The 17,244-nt window shown below is 59.8% G+C and carries 16 protein-coding genes; 2 read left to right on the top strand and 14 right to left on the bottom strand.

The window, feature by feature from the left end:
* Window positions 1–53: 53 nt before the first annotated feature.
* Window positions 54–1,793 (bottom strand): ABC transporter ATP-binding protein, encoded by a 1,740-nt coding sequence (locus ACFQDI_RS19105; protein ID WP_377169802.1) that lies wholly within the window; start codon window positions 1,791–1,793, stop codon window positions 54–56.
* A 75-nt stretch (window positions 1,794–1,868) separates the two neighbouring features.
* On the opposite strand from ACFQDI_RS19105, the gene ACFQDI_RS19100 reads away from it, so the two are divergent.
* Window positions 1,869–2,639, top strand: coding sequence for an RDD family protein (locus ACFQDI_RS19100; RefSeq protein WP_377169799.1), 771 nt, complete (start codon window positions 1,869–1,871; stop codon window positions 2,637–2,639).
* On the opposite strand, the gene ACFQDI_RS19095 is transcribed toward ACFQDI_RS19100, so the two are convergent.
* Together ACFQDI_RS19095 and ACFQDI_RS19090 are read right to left on the bottom strand one after the other, a co-directional pair.
* On the bottom strand, window positions 2,640–2,993 hold the full coding sequence (locus tag ACFQDI_RS19095; protein ID WP_377169797.1) for a hypothetical protein: 354 nt from the start codon (window positions 2,991–2,993) through the stop codon (window positions 2,640–2,642). It abuts the gene before it with no gap.
* Between the two features lie 81 nt (window positions 2,994–3,074).
* Window positions 3,075–4,637, bottom strand: a complete 1,563-nt coding sequence (locus ACFQDI_RS19090) for a glucose-6-phosphate isomerase (RefSeq protein WP_377169795.1) — start codon at window positions 4,635–4,637, stop codon at window positions 3,075–3,077.
* Window positions 4,638–4,725: 88 nt separating this feature from the next.
* Between ACFQDI_RS19090 and ACFQDI_RS19085 the strand changes: the two genes are divergently transcribed.
* Entirely contained in the window at window positions 4,726–5,097 is a 372-nt protein-coding gene (locus ACFQDI_RS19085; RefSeq protein WP_377169793.1) for a Dabb family protein, read from the top strand.
* Window positions 5,098–5,103: 6 nt separating this feature from the next.
* Here the strand turns inward: ACFQDI_RS19085 and ACFQDI_RS19080 are convergent, their stop codons facing one another.
* The 11 genes from ACFQDI_RS19080 to ACFQDI_RS19030 form a co-directional block, all read right to left on the bottom strand.
* Window positions 5,104–5,835, bottom strand: a complete 732-nt coding sequence (locus ACFQDI_RS19080; RefSeq protein WP_377169791.1) for a HesA/MoeB/ThiF family protein — start codon at window positions 5,833–5,835, stop codon at window positions 5,104–5,106.
* A 280-nt stretch (window positions 5,836–6,115) separates the two neighbouring features.
* Window positions 6,116–6,958: a 4-(cytidine 5'-diphospho)-2-C-methyl-D-erythritol kinase gene (gene ispE, locus ACFQDI_RS19075; RefSeq protein WP_377169789.1), complete on the bottom strand. Its 843-nt coding sequence runs from the start codon at window positions 6,956–6,958 to the stop codon at window positions 6,116–6,118.
* Between the two features lie 5 nt (window positions 6,959–6,963).
* Window positions 6,964–7,608, bottom strand: coding sequence for a purine nucleoside phosphorylase YfiH/LACC1 family protein (locus ACFQDI_RS19070; RefSeq protein ID WP_377169787.1), 645 nt, complete (start codon window positions 7,606–7,608; stop codon window positions 6,964–6,966).
* A gap of 102 nt (window positions 7,609–7,710) precedes the next feature.
* The gene (locus tag ACFQDI_RS19065; RefSeq protein ID WP_377169785.1) at window positions 7,711–8,160 is read right to left on the bottom strand and encodes a MarR family transcriptional regulator; all 450 of its coding nucleotides are present in this window, start codon (window positions 8,158–8,160) and stop codon (window positions 7,711–7,713) included.
* A gap of 230 nt (window positions 8,161–8,390) precedes the next feature.
* A complete protein-coding gene (locus tag ACFQDI_RS19060; RefSeq protein ID WP_377169783.1) occupies window positions 8,391–9,926 on the bottom strand; it encodes an MFS transporter in 1,536 nt (511 codons plus the stop codon).
* Window positions 9,927–10,047: 121 nt separating this feature from the next.
* A complete protein-coding gene (locus ACFQDI_RS19055) occupies window positions 10,048–11,769 on the bottom strand; it encodes an SUMF1/EgtB/PvdO family nonheme iron enzyme (protein ID WP_377169781.1) in 1,722 nt (573 codons plus the stop codon).
* 70 nt (window positions 11,770–11,839) lie between these two features.
* Window positions 11,840–12,817, bottom strand: a complete 978-nt coding sequence (locus ACFQDI_RS19050) for a tRNA dihydrouridine synthase (protein WP_377169779.1) — start codon at window positions 12,815–12,817, stop codon at window positions 11,840–11,842.
* Window positions 12,818–12,880: 63 nt separating this feature from the next.
* Window positions 12,881–13,681, bottom strand: a complete 801-nt coding sequence (locus tag ACFQDI_RS19045) for an SOS response-associated peptidase (RefSeq protein ID WP_377169777.1) — start codon at window positions 13,679–13,681, stop codon at window positions 12,881–12,883.
* Between the two features lie 51 nt (window positions 13,682–13,732).
* Window positions 13,733–14,851: an iron-containing alcohol dehydrogenase gene (locus ACFQDI_RS19040; protein WP_377169775.1), complete on the bottom strand. Its 1,119-nt coding sequence runs from the start codon at window positions 14,849–14,851 to the stop codon at window positions 13,733–13,735.
* 6 nt (window positions 14,852–14,857) lie between these two features.
* Window positions 14,858–15,718 (bottom strand): nucleoside 2-deoxyribosyltransferase, encoded by an 861-nt coding sequence (locus ACFQDI_RS19035; RefSeq protein WP_377169773.1) that lies wholly within the window; start codon window positions 15,716–15,718, stop codon window positions 14,858–14,860.
* Window positions 15,719–15,735: 17 nt separating this feature from the next.
* Window positions 15,736–17,166: an aldehyde dehydrogenase family protein gene (locus tag ACFQDI_RS19030; RefSeq protein WP_377169771.1), complete on the bottom strand. Its 1,431-nt coding sequence runs from the start codon at window positions 17,164–17,166 to the stop codon at window positions 15,736–15,738.
* Between the last annotated feature and the right edge of the window lie 78 nt (window positions 17,167–17,244).

The raw sequence follows: 17,244 nt of genomic DNA, 5'->3' as shown, positions 1-17,244 counted from the left end.
CAGTTCTTTTGTATTTAGTTTAAGTTTTTTGCTTGGGAGATGTGCGGAGGGGTTCATTCCTCAGCCGCAGTCTCCGCCGCGATCAATGACGTCCGGCACAGCTTGGCATACATCCCATCCTGCGCGATCAGCTCATCGTGCGTGCCTTTCTCGATGATGCGGCCGTGCTCCAGCACGTAGATGCAGTCGGCGTTGCGGACGGTGCTCAGACGGTGGGCGATCACAAAGCTGGTACGGTTTGCCATGAGGTGCTCCAGCGCCTCCTGGATCTGCCGCTCCGTCTCCGTGTCCACGCTGGCGGTGGCCTCGTCCAGCAGGAGGATGGGCGGATTGCGCAGCAGGGCGCGGGCGATGCTGATGCGCTGCTTTTCCCCCACGCTGAGCTTCACGCCGCGCTCGCCCACATGGGTGTCCAGCAGGTCGGGCAGGCGTTTGACAAAGCCATCTGCATTCGCGCTCTGCAGCGCCTGCCAGAGCTGCTCGTCGGTGGCATCGCGGCGGCCGATGACGAGGTTCTCACGCACCGTTCCGTTAAAGAGAAAGCTTTCCTGGGTCACGTAGCCGATGTTTCGGCGCAGCCAGGCCTTGTTGAGTTCATGCACCGGTACACCGTCGATGGTGATCATGCCCTCATCGTATTCATAGAAGCGCGTCAGAAGGTTGATCAGCGTGGATTTACCCGCGCCCGTGGGGCCCACCAGCGCGATGGTCTGCCCCGGCAGCGCCTCCAGCGAGACGCCGTGCACTGTGGGCGTCTTGCCTGCATAGCTGAAGCCCACGTTTTCATAGCGCACCTGCCCCTTGATGCCCGCCATCTCGCGTCCGCCTACGGTGTCGGCCTCGGGCTCCGCATCCAGGATGTCAAACACACGCTCACCCGCAGCGCGGCCAGACTGAAGAATCTGGTTGAGCTGGTGCAGGCTCTCGATCGGGTCGTAGAAAAATTTCAGCAGCAGCAGGAAGGCAGTCAGGTCACCCGCCTGAATCTTGCCGCCCATCAGCTCCCGTGCGCCTACCCACAGTACAATGACCATGCCGATGCTGGTCAGAAAGTGCATGCCGGGGCGGTAGATGGCCCAGATCCGCATCACATGCAGCGTGGCGCTGCGCAGAGCGTCGCTGGCGCGGTTAAAGCGGTCGTGCTCCTCGCGCTCCATCGCGTAGGCCTTGATCTGGCGCATGCCTGACACGTTGTCCTGAAGCAGGCTGTTCATCGCGCTGCTGGCCTTGCGCACCTTGCGGTGGCGGTCGCGGGAAGTGCGTGTGTAGGTCAGCGCACCGGCCACCAGAAAGGGCAGGGGGATCAGCGCATACAGCGTCAGTTTCACATCTGCCTGCAGCATGAAGGCCCCCACCACGATGATCTGCAGCACCGACACGAGCCCCTGCTCGATGCCGTCGATCAGCACGCGCTCCACGCTGGGGATGTCCTCGGAGACCGTGGTCATGATGTCCCCGGAGGGGCGGTTGTCGAACCACCGCAGAGGCAGCGTCTGCAGACGCTGGTAGATGTCGCTGCGCAGGTCGTAGATCACCTTCTGCTCAAAGGTGTTGTTGAGCTGGATGCGCAGGGAGTTGAAGAGATGCTGGGCAAAGTAGGCCGCGAGAGCCCACAGAGCCAGCGGGGTGATGCGGTCCCACTGTTTTCCGGGCACCACCACATCCAGCACCTCCCGCGTGATGTGTGGAAAGACGATGACCATGAGCGTGCCTGTGATGGCGCAGGCGATCTGGGCAGAGCCCAGCCAGGGGTAACGACGCAGGTAGGAAAAGACGCGGAGGATGGTTTTCAATCGGGAGAGGATGGGAGCTTGATGCGGGCTGCTTAGCAGCTATCTAGCATACGACACACAGCAACAGTCATCTCCATGAAATACCATCTGGCACGCGGCGAAGAACAGCTAGGCACATTCAGCGATCTGGATGTGAGCGCCGGCCTGCGGGACGGCCGGTTCAAACGCACGGACCTTTGCTGGACGGAGGGCATGAAGGAATGGGAGACTCTGGGGGCTCACCTGCAGGAATTAAACCCTGAGGAAGCGGAGCCGCCTGGAACCGCCGAAACGCCCTCCATGACCGCCCTGCGTGCCGAAGTCAGGCACGATAAGGCAAGGCGTCTGGAGCTGGCGTCGCGTGGGCAGCGGTTCGTGGCCAAAATGATCGATTTCACCCTCATTTTTGTGCCTCTGTGGGTCGTTCTGACTCTGTTCTTTGATCCTGCCTTTGTGGAGGAGACCCAAAAACTGCAGAATGATCCGACGGCGATGATGAATGCCATGCAGCAACGTGCGGAAAAACTTCAGCAATCCGGCGGCATGAAGCTGCCGCTGGCCAGTCTGGTGTTTGATGCGGCGCTGATCATCAACGCTGTGCTGTTAACCCTGCGGGGGCAGACCATCGGCAAGCTATGCCTGGGCATTCAGGTGGTGCGCTGGCCTGAGGGAAGCAAGGCCGGTTTCATCAAGGCCCTGATGCTAAGGTCCGTCATCTTTTTTATTCTGATCTTTACCAGCTTTGCCTACTTTGGGGCCATGGGGCTGATGCTTCTGTTTGCGGACTCATTCATGATCTTCCGCAAGGATCAGCGCTGCCTGCATGATCTGGTGGCTGACACTCTGGTGGTCAAGCTGAACAGGTGATTACTGAACCAGGCCACCCGGCTTGCCGCTGTTCTGGTATTTGTTGATCTCCTGCATGCGTTCGCGCTGTGCAGGGGTCAGATCACGCATTTTGTCCCGGTAGCGATCCGTCACCCCGAGCACAAAGCAGGAAACGTCCACCACCAGAATGGCCATGGCCACAACGATGCCGTAGCGTTTGAGGGCTTCGTCGATGACCTTGTTCTTGTTGACTGAGAAGTGCTCCGATTTGGAGAACATGGACTGAAACAGCCGCCGCCAACCGCGTGGCTCGCGTGCAATGCTGAACGACCAGATGAAAAGGGCGGTCAGAATGACGCAGGCGATTTGGTAGTGGATGGGGATGTCACGCATGTCGTTATCGCCGGAAGATGGCTGGCTTCTCTGGGCTGCGATTTATAGGTGGCCCACGATATGTGTGCAAACGGCGATTTGTCACGGAGCAGCGAATTGATCCAAAGCCGGGCTGTCACCAGTCAAAACCATTTTCGCCTGGGCATTGGCCGCCAGGTGGTTCAGCATGTGATAGGCGTCTTCGGGGTCGATGCCCAGTTTTGCAGCCACTTCATCCGCCGTGCGTCCCGTGACAGTGAGCTCTGCGCGCACCTTGGCCAGCTGAGCAAGGAAATCTGTGGCGGCCTTCTTGCCGGCCTCGACACCGGGCTGGTGGTAGGCATTGATGTTCACCAAGCTGGCGTAGAAGCTGACGGCGCGCTCAAACAGGGCGATCAGCATGCCAAGATTGAAGGCATTGAGCTCTGAAATGTTCAGGGTGATGGACTCACGGCCCTTTTCCGCCAGGGCCTTGCGGGTACCACGCAGGAAGCCCTGGAGGTAGTCGCCCGTGGTGAAGCCCGGATCGACCTCAATGGAAGCGGTGTCGCGCGCTTTGCCCACCTCGATAAAGGTGACGAAGAAATTGTTCACGCCGTCACGGAGCTGCTGCACATAGGCATGCTGGTCGGTGCTGCCTTTGTTGCCATACACGGCGATGCCCTGATTCACCACCTTGCCATCCAGATCATGCTCCTTGCCCAGGCTTTCCATGACAAGCTGCTGGAGGTATTTGCTGAAAAGAACCAGCCTGTCCTTGTAGGGAAGAACGACCATGTCCTTGAGGCCCTGGCCTTTGCCTGCGTGGTGCCACATCAGCGCCAGCAGCATCGCGGCATTTTCGCTGGCGGGACGCTGGCGTGTTTCCACGTCCATGGCCGCTGCACCGGCCAGAAATTGCAGGACATCCACTCCCTGGAGAGCGGCGGCCAGCGTGCCCACGGCGCTCATCAGGCTCGTGCGTCCGCCCACCCAGTCCCACATGGGGAAGCGGGCCAGCCAGCCCTGTGCGGTGGAGTGCTTGTCCAGCTCACTGCCCGCACCTGTCACTGCGACGGCATGCTTGGCAAAATCCAGCCCTGCCGCTTTGTACGCTGCCTCGGCTTCCAGCATGCCGTTGCGTGTTTCCTTGGTGCCGCCGGATTTTGAGATCACGAGAGTGATGGTCGTGGCCAGCTCATCGCCGATCTGGGCCACCACGCGATCGATGCCGTCCGGGTCTGTGTTGTCGAGGAAGGAAATGCTCAGCGGCGGGTTGGCCGGGGTGATCGCATTTGCGACAAGCTGAGGACCAAGTGCCGAGCCGCCGATGCCGACGACGAGCACGCGGGTGAACTTTTTGCCATTCGCGGCGGTCACGGTGCCGGCATGAATGTCTGCGGCGAATTTCAGGGTGGCAGCCAGCGTTTCGCTGATCTCCTGCTGCAGCGCATCGTTCGGGGCCAGACGGGCGTTGCGCAGCCAGTAGTGGCCGACCATGCGCTGCTCGTCAGGATTGGCAATCGCTCCTGCCTCCAGCTCGGTCATCGCCTTGTAAGCGGACTCGATGCGACCTGCCATCTTGCTGAACAGATCATCCTCGAAAGCCATGCGGCTGATGTCGATGGAAAATCCAAGGTTCGAGTAGCGGACAAAGTATTTCTGAAAGCGGTCCCAGTGGCTCATAAGTGGTGTTAAGGAGCATGCGCGATGCCACGGTGCAACCTCTTTGCGCCATTGACGCAAAGAGCACCCTGCGGCATCCTCACGCACCATGAAAGCCGCCCTTTTTGCGCTCGCCATTCTTCTCTCCGCCATGACCACCCTCGCCACTGCTGCAGACGCCCCCTACCGCCACGTCGTGTTCTTCAAGTTCAAGGACAGCGCCACACCTGCAGAGGTTCAGGGGATTGAAAATGCCTTCATCGAGCTGGCCAAGAAAGTGAACACCGTGACTGCCTTTGAATGGGGCACCAACGTGAGCCCCGAAGGCCTCAATGATGGCTTCACCCACTGCTTCCTCGTCACCTTCAAGGACAAGGCCGGCCTGGACGTCTATCTTCCCCACCCGGAGCATGCAGCCTTTGTCTCCAAGCTCAAGCCGCTGCTGGACAAAGTCTGTGTGGTGGACTTTGTGGCGAAGTGAAGCTTGCTAGCCGCACACTGCGCAGTCGCCCCGTTTTGGAAGACGAACTTTGCGGAACTGAAGCGTGGAGAGATCCATGGACAGCAGTTCACCGCAAAGTGTCGTACCGATGCCGGTGATGAGTTTGATCACCTCCATCGCCCCAATGCAGGCTGCTGTGCCTGAGACGGCGCCGAAGACGGGAAACTGGCGTTTCCAGCTGGGCGGCACTTCGGGTACATAGCAGGCGAGGCACCCGGATTTGCCGGGAACAAATGTCGTCACGCTGGCCTCCAGCGTGTGCATGGCGCACTCGACCATGGGTTTGCCTGCACGCATGGCGGCGGCGTTCAGCGCCAGCCGCTCCTGGAACAGCGGAGCTGCGTCCACCACAATGTCAGCCTGGGCCACCAGCGCCTCCGCGTTGCCCTCGGAGACGTTTTCCGCCTTGCCCACGATTTCACAGCGGGGATTGAGCTCCTGCAGCCGGCGCACGATGGAGTCCATGCGTGGTTTGCCGATGTGGTCGTGGGTTTGCAGAAGCTGGCGGTTCAAATCCGAAGGCTGCAAGTCACCCCCATGGGCGAGCACCAGCCTGCCCACGCCTGCAGCCGCGAGTTCCAGGGCCACCAGGCCTCCCAGACCACCAACACGGGAGATCAGCACCGAGGCTGCCTTGAGCTTTTGCTGGCCTTCCTCGCCGACTCCGGGCACCCACATCTGCCATTCGTAGATGGCACGTTCAGAGTCGGTTAGCATGGGGAGTTCAGGCATAGGAGCATGTGAGAACGAAGCGGCTGGATGTGTCGCGCAAAAATAATTTCATCTTTTTTCAAACACTCCGCGGCCACCCCATACTAACACGATTAACAGGATATGCGGGGTTTCAGCCCTCCATAGACTGGGTCTTGAGAGTGATTGGTTGTTGACTTAAACCCCCTGCCTAACCGCAGGTCCAAGTTGAGGTTGATCAAACCAGAGGCCGGGCGGAATCGGGAGCCGCCCGGCCTCAATTTTTTCGGCGCCGAGGCGGCTCACCTCAAATGGCGGCGGTCTGTGTGTGCTGAATCCAGGATGTTTCACCGCACCATTCGCGGGCTTTTGCCGCCAGTTCCGCAGCCTGGGTGGGGCTTTCCGTGATGGCAAACATGGTGCTGCCGGAGCCGGACATCAGAGCTACACGGACCTCGCTTTGCTCCAGCAGCCAGGTTTTCAGCGTGGGCAGCAGCAGGTGTTTCTCAAACACGGGCCGCTCCAGATCATTGGACATGGCTCCCCAGGGGCAGATCTGCGGGGCGTAGAGGATGCCGGGCATTTCCTTGGAGTCTGCCCAGCGCTTGTAGGCCCAGGGGGTGGGGATGGGGAAGGGGGGCTTGATCAGGACCAGCGGCAGCTGCCAGGGGAAATCCACTTCGGTGACCAGCTCTCCACGCCCTGCTCCGTCGGCGGCGGGACTGTCGAGAATGAAGCACGGGATGTCTGAACCGATCTGGGCCCCCAGCTCGATCAGCTGTTGCTGAGTCAGGGGCGAGCCCGCCAGTTCGTTGGCTCCCATGAGCACCGTGGCGGCATTGCTGCTGCCTCCGCCAAGGCCAGCGCCTGCAGGAATTTTTTTCTCCAGGTGAATGCGCCAGGATGACTTTGTGCCAGTGCTGTTTTCAAAGGCCCGCAGAGCCTTCATGGCCAGGTTGCTTTCATCCAGCGGCACTGTGGGGTCGGAGCAGGAGAGGGTCACATCCGAGCCCTTGCCCAGCAGCTCAATCTCGACCGTGTCTCCCAGGGCCAGACGGCACAGGCGGGTTTGAACCTCGTGAAAACCATCCGGCCGTTTGCCGAGAATGCGCAGCCAGAGGTTGATTTTGGCGGGTGAAAGAAATGTCATGGTCGTCAAACAGTGCGCCCGAGCAGCGCCAGCATGCGCCCTGTGCGGCCTTTCTCCATGCGGTAGGAATAAAAGCGGTGCAAATCCAAAGAGGTGCAGAGGCCGGTGTCGTGAATCTGCTCCGGCGGAACGCCTGCTTGCAGAGCCTGCTGGCGGATCTGCGCTGCGAAATCCACCTCATAGGCCGGAGGGCGTATGCAGGGGCTCAGCTGAATGCAGAGGTCCTCCGGACGCGTGCCGAAGTGCTGCTGCATTTTGTCGATTGCATGCGCAGTGATGCCCATTTCCGAGCCTTTTTTTCCTGAATGGACCACGCCAAAGGCTCCGCTGCGAGGATCGGCGAGATACACCGCGCAGCAGTCCGCCACGTAGATGCCGATCAGCAGGCCTGGGACATTGGAGATGAGGCCGTCGGTGCCGGGAATGGCTTCACTTGCAGGAGAGGTCAGCACCGCCACCTCACGGCCATGCACCTGCTCGGCGATGCACAGGGCCGTGCTGCTGAAGCCGATTTCCTCAGCCTGGGAGCGGTGCCAGTCCCAGAGCCGGCTCACCACCACAGCGCGCTCTTCGTCCACATCGATGCTTGGATGGCGGAGTGTGAAGCGATGCTCAAAACCCGGCAGGGCTTCGAGGGCTGGAAAGGTCATCCACGGCGGGTCTTGATTCATCGTGAAGCTTTCTTGCCATGAAAAAAACAAAGGCGCACGGAGAAACCGGGCGCCTTTGCAAATTGTGGTGGGCGGGAACGCTTAGCGGGCCGTTGCGGTCGTGTCCAGCGCACGGTAGGAATTCATGAAGCTGTCGGCATCTGCGGAGGAGGTTTCGCTCATCGCGTCGGCGATCTGATTTTGCAGTTCGTCACGCAGGCGGCTGACCAGCTCGATGCCACGGGAGGTGATGCGGACGAGCACCTTGCGGCGGTCATCCACAGCGTGGGTGCGCTCCATGAGACCGAGCTTTTCCAGACGGTCCACGAGGCCGGTGGCGGCAGCTGTGGAGTGCCCCATTTTGCGGGCGATGTCCGTCATGGTCAGCTCCTTCGAGGTCGCGAGGTAGCCGAGCAGGAAGAACTGAGCAAAAGAGATGTTATCTCGGTTCAGCTCTCGGGAGAGATTAAGCAAAAACTCGCGCTGACTGAACAGGATGAAATCTGCCAGTTTGGCGTGGTCTTTGGCTGGGTTTTTGGTTCCGTTAATCATGGAGGGTGTCCTTAGAGCTATGGTTTCCGAGAAAATCTTGAATTATGACTAATGTAACAAGTTCTATTGGTAGGATCAAGGTAAAATCATAGAATCCATAAGTTTTTACTCAGTGGGGATAATAACTTCTTATTTGTGAGAGGTTAATGTACGCTTATTATTATCTATGAAAGGAAGTTTGGCAAACACTCTTTCAGTCTGCCATGCAGGTCAATGTCCTCAATTGGGGGCTATTGTAGAGAGCGCCCCTTGGTTTCCGGGGCAAACCAGACCAGCACCATGCCCAGCAGGTAAATGCAGGACAGTACGGAGAACGCGTGGGCTTCGGCGTGCAGACCTCCTGCATCGCCACCGAAGTACTTGGTGAGATTTCCCAGCTGCAGAGCTCCCACGGCGGCGATGAGGCGACCGAAGTTGAAACAGAAGCCCTGGCCCGTGGCACGTACGCTGGTGGGGAAGAGCTCGGGGAAGTAGAGCGGGAAGAAGCCGTAGAACGAGGCCGTGATGCCGCCCAGCAGGAAGGCGGTGATGATGAGGGACAGCGGTGTGGTGTCTCCGGTGAAGGGCTTGTTGAACTGGAAAAACGCCAGGGCCGAGGCGAGCGCTGTGGCGCAGAGCAAGGTGTAGGTGATGCGACGGCCGAGCTTGTCCGCGATGAAAGGCGTGATCAGGGTGACAAGAATGGCGCCCAGCGCGGTGGAGATGACGATGTAGTCGATGATTGGCAGCTTGGAGCCTTGAGGGGCCAGGCCTGACGCCCAGCGGGCAGCCTGCTGGGCGGAGCCCCAGGTGCCCAGGAGTGCCACGGCTGCCAGTCCGGCTCCGAGCAGCAGGTTGCTCATGATGGTGCTGCGCTCAGCAATCTGGGTGCTGCCTGCCGCGACGGAGCGCGCCATGTACTGGCGCATGGGGTGCAGGTACCCCCAGAGGGCGATGCCGAGCCCGACCAAGGTCACGCAGCCGGCGGCGAGGTTGCCCATGTCCGTCATGGGAGACCACACATAGATGATGCCGATGGCCGCCAGGCAGGCGATGAGAACTCCGATGAGATCCATGGTAGCCCAGTGCGAGGTGCTGCCGGACTTCTTTTCCTCCTCCCACTTGTGGGACTCAGGGACGAAGACGAGGATGAAGAAATTGATCAGCGCAGGCAGCGCGCTGCTCACGGCGATGAAGCGCCAGGCGCGGTTGTGCAGCAGGTATTCGGTGTTTTCAGGAGAAAGGCCCATCGCATGAATCCAGCCGGTGACGATTTCGAGGCTGGCATTGAGCTGCCAGCTGATGAGGCCGGTGAGGAGGAAGCCGATGTTGGAAGCTGCGCCGATCATTCCGGCGATCCAAGCGCGGTTTTTGCCGCCCCAGATTTCATTGACCAGCGCCACCCCAAGCGCCCACTCGCCGCCCATGCCAAGGGAGGCGATGAAGCGCAGGCCGGCGAAGTGCCAGGCCTCGGTCACGAAAGCGCACAGGCCGCTGAAGATGGCATAGGTGAAAATGGCCAGCGTCATGGCCTTCACTCGGCCCAGCTTGTCGCCCAGCCAGCCGAACAGCACGCCGCCGGTGGCAGCACCGACCAGGAAGACGGAAATGATGACGGTGAACCACTGCCCCTGCACAACGGCATTTGCCTTTGGCAGCAGGTCTTGCAGCGCCGGTTTGCCGATCAGCGGGAACAGACCCATTTCAAAACCGTCGAAGAGCCAGCCGAGAAAGGCTGCGATCAGGGCGGCCATGGCGCCATTGTTGGAAGATTTGGGCTGGGTCATGAGATAAGCGGATAAGGGAGTGAAAGGGGAGAGCTTGAACGTAGCGGGAAGCGAAGGGCAATCAAAAAAAACAGGCCGCTGGGTGGCAGCGGCCTGTTGAAGGGCAAGGTCAGGTCGGGGGTTATTCTTTGGCGACCCCATTGTTCCAGGCGGCGAACATCTCCTCCACCGTGGGGATTTCCAGCGGGCGCACGATGCGGAAGCCCAGCCAGGTGGCGTCGGTGAGGTACCAGATGCTCTTTGGCAGCTGTGGATCCTGTTGCTTCCAGAGCGGATCGGAGGCCTTGCGGGCGGCGCTGCGGAGCGCATCGGGATCGTCGTCATAGGTGCCGCCGCGGGCGACCTGCGGGTAGGGGGTCTTGGAGCGCACCCAGTCATTGCCCAGGATGGCGGTGCCCGGTGTCGTGGGGGTGTACTGGTCAAGGCACCATTCGCAGACGTTGCCGTAGATGTCGTGGAGGCCCCAGGGGTTGGGCTTTTTGAGGCCCACCTTGGCGTATTGGAAGTTCGGGGCGTTGTCGAAATACCAGGCGTAGTCTTTGAGCTGTGCCTTGTCGTCACCAAAGAAGTAGGCGGTCTTGGTGCCGGCACGGGCGGCGTACTCCCATTCGGCCTCGGTCGGCAGGCGGTAGAACTGCCCGGTCTGGGCGCTGAGCCACTGGCAGTACTTGTTGGCGGCGTGCTGAGTCATGCAGATGGCCGGGTAGCGGTCACGGCCCATGCCGAAGTCCATCGGCTGGTAGGGCGGCGTGGGCTGGGAGATGAGGTCTTCAGGCTTGTCGGTAGGCTTCCACACCTGGCGGGAGCCATCCTTGTTGCGACCGATGCTGGTGAGCTGGAAGGGCTCATACTCATCCCAGGTCACTTCATACTTGCCCATCCAGAAAGGCTTCATGGTCTTCTTCACCTGCGGGCCTTCGTCTTCGCCGCGGTCAGCCTCGCTCTCTGGGCTGCCCATGATGAATTCGCCGCTCTTGATCACGACCATGCTGAAGGGAACTCCGGTCTTCGGCACCTTGGAGTCGTAGGGCTTCATTTCGGCCTCTTTCTTCTCCTTGGAGGTCTGCACGATGAATGCGTGGATCTTCTTCACCAGCTCCATGTTGTCCGGGTTGGAGGTGGCCGGGCCTTTCTTCTCCTTGGCGGTCAGCTTGAGGTCGTCCGGCCAGGGGGCGCCTTGTTCGATCCAGAGCTTGAGGTAGTTGATGTCCTCCTTGCTCAACGGGCCGCCGCTTTTCTTCGGTGGCATGAGATCATCTTCGTCCGCCGCGAGGGTGGTGAGGTGGTAAATGGGGCTCTTCAGATCAAAGGGGGTGATGTTTGGCGCATTTTCACCTGTGCTGAAGGCTTCCTTCTTGGTGGTGATGATCCAGTCTCCCTTGGCCTTGTCGGCATTGTGGCAGGAGACGCAGTTCTGCTCCAGGATGGGCTGGATGTGCTTTTCAAACTTGATGCGCGGCGTCTGCTCCAGCACCACGCCGGCGGGCCATTCGGCACCTTGCTCGATCCAGGTCTTGATCACTTCGATCTGGGACTTCTCCAGCGAGCCTTCCTTCTTCGGCGGCATGGCCATGTCTTCATCGGCGGCAAGGAGCAGCGTGGTGTAGATGGCGCTCTTCTTCGGGTCTCCGGGGGTCAGGCCGGGGCCGTTTTCGTTGCCTTTCTTGATATCTTCCAGCGTGTGCATGCGGAAGTCGCCCTTGTCCTCTTTTTCACCGTGGCAGTGAGTGCAGGCACCTTCGAGAAGGGGCTTGATCTGCTTGTTGAAATCTACCTTCTCCGCAGCGCCAAGAAGCGCGGGAGTCAGGACCAGGGCAGAAAGGAGAGGTCGGGATAAAAACATGGGGCGGGGCGATAGCATAGGCTTGGGGGGTTGTCCAATACGAGCAAAAGCTGTGAAAATTGCGGGGGAGTCAGGCCGCGAAGGCCCTGCGACAAACCTCCATGATGCCCGCGCGGGTGGTGCAGCGGCGCATGGTGTTGAGAAAGCCTTCGGCGTCTGGCAGGCCCCAGGCGAAGAAATTGAGGTGCTTTTTGATGCGGTTTACCATGTCCAGCTCACGGGTGTTGGGTGTCGTCACACACTCGTAGAGCTCCTCCACATAGCGCATCCGGTCTTCCGGGGTGGGCTCAAAGACGGGCTGGCCTCGCACGTGCTGGCGGATCTGGTCAAACATCCATGGATTGCGGATGGCGCCGCGCCCGAGCATGAGGCCGCGCACGCCGGTCTGCTGTGTCACCTCGGCGGCATCCACATGGGAGTTGATGTTGCCATTGGCCAGCACGGGGCAGGGGAGATTGGCGGTGGCGGCGCCGATGAGATCATACCGGACCCCGTCGCGGTACATTTGCAGCACCGTGCGGCCATGGATGGTGAGAAGGTCCACGCCATGCTTGGCAAACAGCGGCACCAGGGCGTCGATAGTTTCGGTGTCATCAAAGCCCAGGCGCGTCTTCACCGTGAACTTGATGGATACCGCCTCGCGCAAGGCCCCGAGGATGCCCTCGATGCGCGGCACATCGCGCAGCAGCCCGCCGCCCGCGCACTTCTTATAAACCACCGGCGCAGGGCAGCCGAGGTTCAGGTCCACCGCCGCGATGTTGTAATGCTGCAGCTCCTTGGCGCTGCGCACCAGCGCCGGGATGTCGTTGCCGATCATCTGCGCGATGGCCGGCCTGCCCGTGGGATTATGAATGAGGGAGGCGAGGATCGGCTTGTCCAGGTGCGAGTCCGGGTGCACACGGAAGTACTCGGTATAATACACGTCCGCGCCGCCATAGCGCGCCATGAGCCGCCAAAACTCCAGGTCCGTGACATCCTGCATCGGGGCCAGTGCCAGCAAAGGCTCAGGCCGTGCCAGCAGGGTTTCCAGATGTTGGGTGGGAGTCACAGCAGCCTCTTAAACACGGATGCGCTGATGTTCACGGAAAAACAGCGACGGCGGCGGTCTTGCTCAAGCGCTGAAAAGCAGCAGTTGCGGACCGGGATCTTCATCGGCTTTCACCGGTTCATCTCCAGCCTGCGGCACAGGCGGTGCGATGGGGCGCAGGGTCTCGTCGCTTTTATTGCGCGCCTGATTCGCTGTGGTGGAGACGCGGTAGGCTTCCAGCAGCTCGCTCTCGTAGGGGCTGAAAAAACTGCGGAGATCATCGGGCTTCAGGCCAAGCTGGAGCCAGGAGAGTGCGGCCTCCTCTTCAAGGATCAGCGGACTGCGGTCGTGGAACTTCGCCATGTAACGCCCCGGCGGTGTGGTGACCACGCTCATGGAGGTGATGATGCGCCCGCTCTCAAAGTCTTCCGGGCAGGTGCTTTTCCAGACGTCCCAGACAGCGGCCAGCAGCACGGGCTCATCGTCTTTGCGGTGGATGAAGTAAGGGGTGGTACGGTCCGGCCACTCATGCCAGCCACGCACAGGGACGAGGCAGCGCTGGCTCAGGACTGGCCTACGGTAGGAGGCCAGGTCAAAGATGCTTTCACAGCGGGCGTTGAAGGTGTGGCCGAACTTCTTTGCGACCTCCTTCTTGCTCCCCTTGGCCCAGGACGGCACCAGGCCGAACCGCATGCGCTCCATCTCCACGCTGCCGCCCTGCATCGTGAGCACATCGGCGTAGTCCGTCGGGCAGATGTTGTTGACCGTTTCCGTTTCGGACTTCCGGTCTTCGTCCTTCTTTGGCTTTCGCCGCTCGATGCGCAGCTTCTTGCCGGCCAGGGAAAGCCCGCGCAGTTTGGCAAATTGATTGAGACGGCCGCACATGAGCCGACAGAAAAGCGCGCCGGGGCGGAGAGGCAAATCAGATTCGCCGTGTCACATGGCTGCGCGGTACAGCTCCACAAAGTCCGCCACGCTGGGCAGGCGTGGATTGAACTGCGCGGTCCACTGTTTGGCGGCCATTTCGGCGAGGTCCTGCAGGTGCTCCTCCTTCACGCCGTATTCGGCGATGTTGCGAGGCATTTTGGCCTCCCAGAGGAGTTCGCTCACACGGTCGGCGAGGTCGCCATCAAAGTAGCTTTTGTAGATGGCGGCGATCTCCGGGTCCTGGGAATTGAAGCGGATGACGTGCGGCATCATCACGCCCACGGCTTCGCCATGGACGACGTGAAACTTGGCGGTGAGGGGATTGGCGCAGGAGTGCGCGGCGCCGAGCATGCTGTTTTCAATGGCGATGCCTGCATAGGCTGCACCCAGTTGCATCATGCCGCGGGCTTCCAGGTCTTTCGGATCGCGCAGCACCCGGCTGAAGCCGCTGTGGCATAGGCGGAAGCCTTCACGGGAGTAGAGGGAGGAAAACGCATTCCGCTTGTTCGTGACGGCGGTTTCCAGCGTGTGCGTCAGCGCATCGATGCCGGTGCAAACGGTCACGCGATGCGGTTGGGAAATGGTGAGTTCGGAATCGAGAATGGCCACCTTGGCGGCAGCCTTGGGATCGCCGCACGCCATCTTCACATGCGTCTCGGCATCGGAGATGAGCGCAAAGCTCTGGCACTCGCTGCCCGTGCCTGAGGTGGTGGGGATGGCGATGAGCGGCAGCATGGGCTTGGTGGCCTTGCCCACGCCCCAGTAGTCGTGAATACGCCCACCGTTGGTGAGGATGAAGTTGCAGCCCTTGGCGGTGTCCATGCTGCTGCCGCCGCCGAGGCCGATGATGAGGTCGGCCTTGAACTCACGGGCAATCTCCACGCAGGCGTCCACATCTTCCGTGCTGGGGTTTTCCCGCACGTCGCCAAACACACGCGCCTGCAGGCCTGCCTCCACCAGAAAGCTGACGGCACGGGTGACGTAGCCCGCTTTGACAATCCCGGGATCGCTCACCACCAGTGCGCGCGTGCCGCCGAGAGCCTGCGCGAGTTCACCCACACGCGCGAGCGTGCCGTTGCCGTAGATGAGGCGCGTGCGCGGCTGGTAGTCGAAGGGGGCGAGGGACATTTCTAGTTATTGCTCACTACTGTTGGAGGCCCATTGAAAAGGGAAATCACGATATGTATTGGGCGTAAATAGTCGTAAAGTTGCTGCTCGCTTTCCAATTACTAAAGACGGATTAAAGCTGAAGCCGATCTTTATAGCTTGCACCTCACCAGGCATAAGACTCTTCCTGCTGGGCAAAATATATTGAACAAGCCCATTCTCGAGGACTGCAGATGAGACGTTTTCACGAAATCCAGTTCCGACATTATCGACTGCTTTTTCTAAAATCACCCCCAATTTGAATGCATCTGATCCAAAGTGATGTGAACTACGATTGTGAATTGTCACAGGAATATCGATCCAATACCTTGATTCATCGCAACACAAAACAATCTCGCTCCGCAATGGAGATATTCCATTTATAAGCAAATCCAACGGGAATGACGTGTCCTGTGGGGTGGCGGTTGGATGCTCGATATGCCACAACACGCGAGCGGTTAATTTTTCTTGAAGAACTTTCAGCTTCTTTTCATAAACGATATGAAGGAACTGCGTCAGGTCGAATGGTATATCGGCCGCGTTCTGAGTAAGCAACACCGTTGGTTTTCCAAGAGCGTGCGCGTAGCCAACCTCGTAAAATACGTTCGCATTTTTCCCGGTCATGTCAGCTATAATCAGATCTGCTTTGGCAATCTGATTATAAATTCGATCCAGCATTCTTTCGTTGTAGTGCTGTTCATCAACACGTTCACAGTAAGCGCCAGCAGCTTGACACGCATCTTTGATTCCGAATTGATAAATATCATCAAAATCAGATGAAAACGGCATGAGAACGAAGCAAAATAGCTTCGGCTTGGTTTGCGGAGAAGGTTGAGGGACCGATTCCATGAGGATGGCTTCGGAACTCAAGCACAGTCAATCGACCGGCGTTTGTACAGGAACTCGAACATGTTGCCTTCGTGCGGCTGGTCCCAGCTGATCTTCATGGTGCTGATCGGCCCGATGTTGAGGCGGTCGATGTCGCCGCACTCAAGGAGGTCGTTGATGAACGCCGGGTCCTGTGTGATGGCGGTGACGATGAGGGAGTAGCCGATGCGGCCGAGCACTTCGCCCTGCGGCACTTCAAGCACGCTGGCGTAAGGACAGAGGAACTCGCGGTTGGCGAGTGGGTGCTTGTTGTCCGAGCACCAGATGATGGTGGGGCGCAGGAATGTGCCGCCTTCAAACTCCACCTTGCGCGGGCCGTCGCGGAACTGCGCGGTCACGTCTTCAGCGCCCGGGGTCTGCAGGTCGCTGTCGATGGCGCTGTCGATGTAGTCGGCCATCTTCACATTGGCAAAGCCGGAGAGGCGGGCATTGTCGTCATCTGCGGCCGTGGGCTTCACGGGGCCCAGACGCTCGGCGATGGCCGTAGCGATTTCCTTGCCATACTTCGGCACGATGACGGCGGAGGCATTGATGCAGGAGCGGCCGCCGTTGTCGCTGATGGAGCTGACGATGACGTCGATGTATTCCTTCCAGTTTTCGATCTTGTCCTCGCCGATGATGATCTTGCTCCAGCCGGGGCCGTGGACCTGCACGGCGGGGTTGTTTTCGTACATCTTGGCGATGTTCACGTCGCCAAAGACGAGGTTGCGGCCGCTGAGCTTGACGACTTCGCCGCTGCCTTCGTGGTCGGTGGGGTAGAAGCCAAAGGCTTCCGCAGGAGCACCGGCGGCAATGAAGGCCTGGATGAGGCGGAAGGGGGTCCATGGCTCCTCACGGCCGGGCTTGATGACCACGGGGATTTTGAGCGCGATGGAGGGCAGCCAGAGGGAGTTCACCGCCGGGGAGTTGCTCGGCATGACGAGGCCGAGGGATTTGGTGGTGGGGAAGTAGGACACGGGGCAGCCGGACTGGGTGCCAAAGCCACGGTCGATCACGCTCAGGTCCAGCCCGCGGGTGAGGCCGTTGAGGATCATCTTCATGTTCGTCATGGCGAAGTGGATCTTCGTCATGTTGCGCTTCACCATGATGTGCGGCAGGCCGCTGGTGCGGGAAAGGGTGGCAATGTACTCCTGCGGTGTCTGCGTGTGGCCTTTGTCTCCCAGGGGCAGGGTGCCGTTGAGAAAGAGTTCGCCGGCCTTGGCGGTGATCTCGATGAGCTGCTCGACCGTGAATTTTTTCAAAGCAGCGCGCGCTTCGCCGATTTTGGCGAGGTCTTTGCGCACGATGCCGGCATTCACCTGGCTGACTTCGGCGCAGACTTCGCCGGTTTTGTGGTCTTTGACCTGAACCTTGTCGAGCGACTCATAAGGGCGGCCTTTGCGGAGAGCAGGAAGATGGGGGATGGACATTGGCGGTTGTTTTTTTGGAAGACGTGAGGATTACGAGCACCGATCACGCAGGGCAATGGAAAAAACTGGCGCGCAGGG

Source organism: Prosthecobacter fluviatilis, assembly GCF_042655725.1.
GTDB classification, from domain to species: Bacteria; Verrucomicrobiota; Verrucomicrobiia; order Verrucomicrobiales; family Verrucomicrobiaceae; genus Prosthecobacter; species Prosthecobacter fluviatilis.
Note: the sequence above shows the minus strand (reverse complement) of the source record. Positions and strands in the feature narration are given on the sequence as shown.

Bases quoted from the DNA above. Each gene is read 5' to 3' on its own strand.
- ACFQDI_RS19100 (WP_377169799.1), top strand. From the start codon at position 1,869: ATGAAATACCATCTGGCACGCGGCGAAGAACAGCTAGGCACATTCAGC.
- ACFQDI_RS19095 (WP_377169797.1), bottom strand. From the start codon at position 2,993: ATGCGTGACATCCCCATCCACTACCAAATCGCCTGCGTCATTCTGACC.
- ACFQDI_RS19090 (WP_377169795.1), bottom strand. From the start codon at position 4,637: ATGAGCCACTGGGACCGCTTTCAGAAATACTTTGTCCGCTACTCGAAC.
- ACFQDI_RS19085 (WP_377169793.1), top strand. From the start codon at position 4,726: ATGAAAGCCGCCCTTTTTGCGCTCGCCATTCTTCTCTCCGCCATGACC.
- ACFQDI_RS19080 (WP_377169791.1), bottom strand. From the start codon at position 5,835: ATGCTAACCGACTCTGAACGTGCCATCTACGAATGGCAGATGTGGGTG.
- ispE (WP_377169789.1), bottom strand. From the start codon at position 6,958: ATGACATTTCTTTCACCCGCCAAAATCAACCTCTGGCTGCGCATTCTC.
- ACFQDI_RS19070 (WP_377169787.1), bottom strand. From the start codon at position 7,608: ATGACCTTTCCAGCCCTCGAAGCCCTGCCGGGTTTTGAGCATCGCTTC.
- ACFQDI_RS19065 (WP_377169785.1), bottom strand. From the start codon at position 8,160: ATGATTAACGGAACCAAAAACCCAGCCAAAGACCACGCCAAACTGGCA.
- ACFQDI_RS19060 (WP_377169783.1), bottom strand. From the start codon at position 9,926: ATGACCCAGCCCAAATCTTCCAACAATGGCGCCATGGCCGCCCTGATC.
- ACFQDI_RS19055 (WP_377169781.1), bottom strand. From the start codon at position 11,769: ATGTTTTTATCCCGACCTCTCCTTTCTGCCCTGGTCCTGACTCCCGCG.
- ACFQDI_RS19045 (WP_377169777.1), bottom strand. From the start codon at position 13,681: ATGTGCGGCCGTCTCAATCAATTTGCCAAACTGCGCGGGCTTTCCCTG.
- ACFQDI_RS19040 (WP_377169775.1), bottom strand. From the start codon at position 14,851: ATGTCCCTCGCCCCCTTCGACTACCAGCCGCGCACGCGCCTCATCTAC.
- ACFQDI_RS19035 (WP_377169773.1), bottom strand. From the start codon at position 15,718: ATGGAATCGGTCCCTCAACCTTCTCCGCAAACCAAGCCGAAGCTATTT.
- ACFQDI_RS19030 (WP_377169771.1), bottom strand. From the start codon at position 17,166: ATGTCCATCCCCCATCTTCCTGCTCTCCGCAAAGGCCGCCCTTATGAG.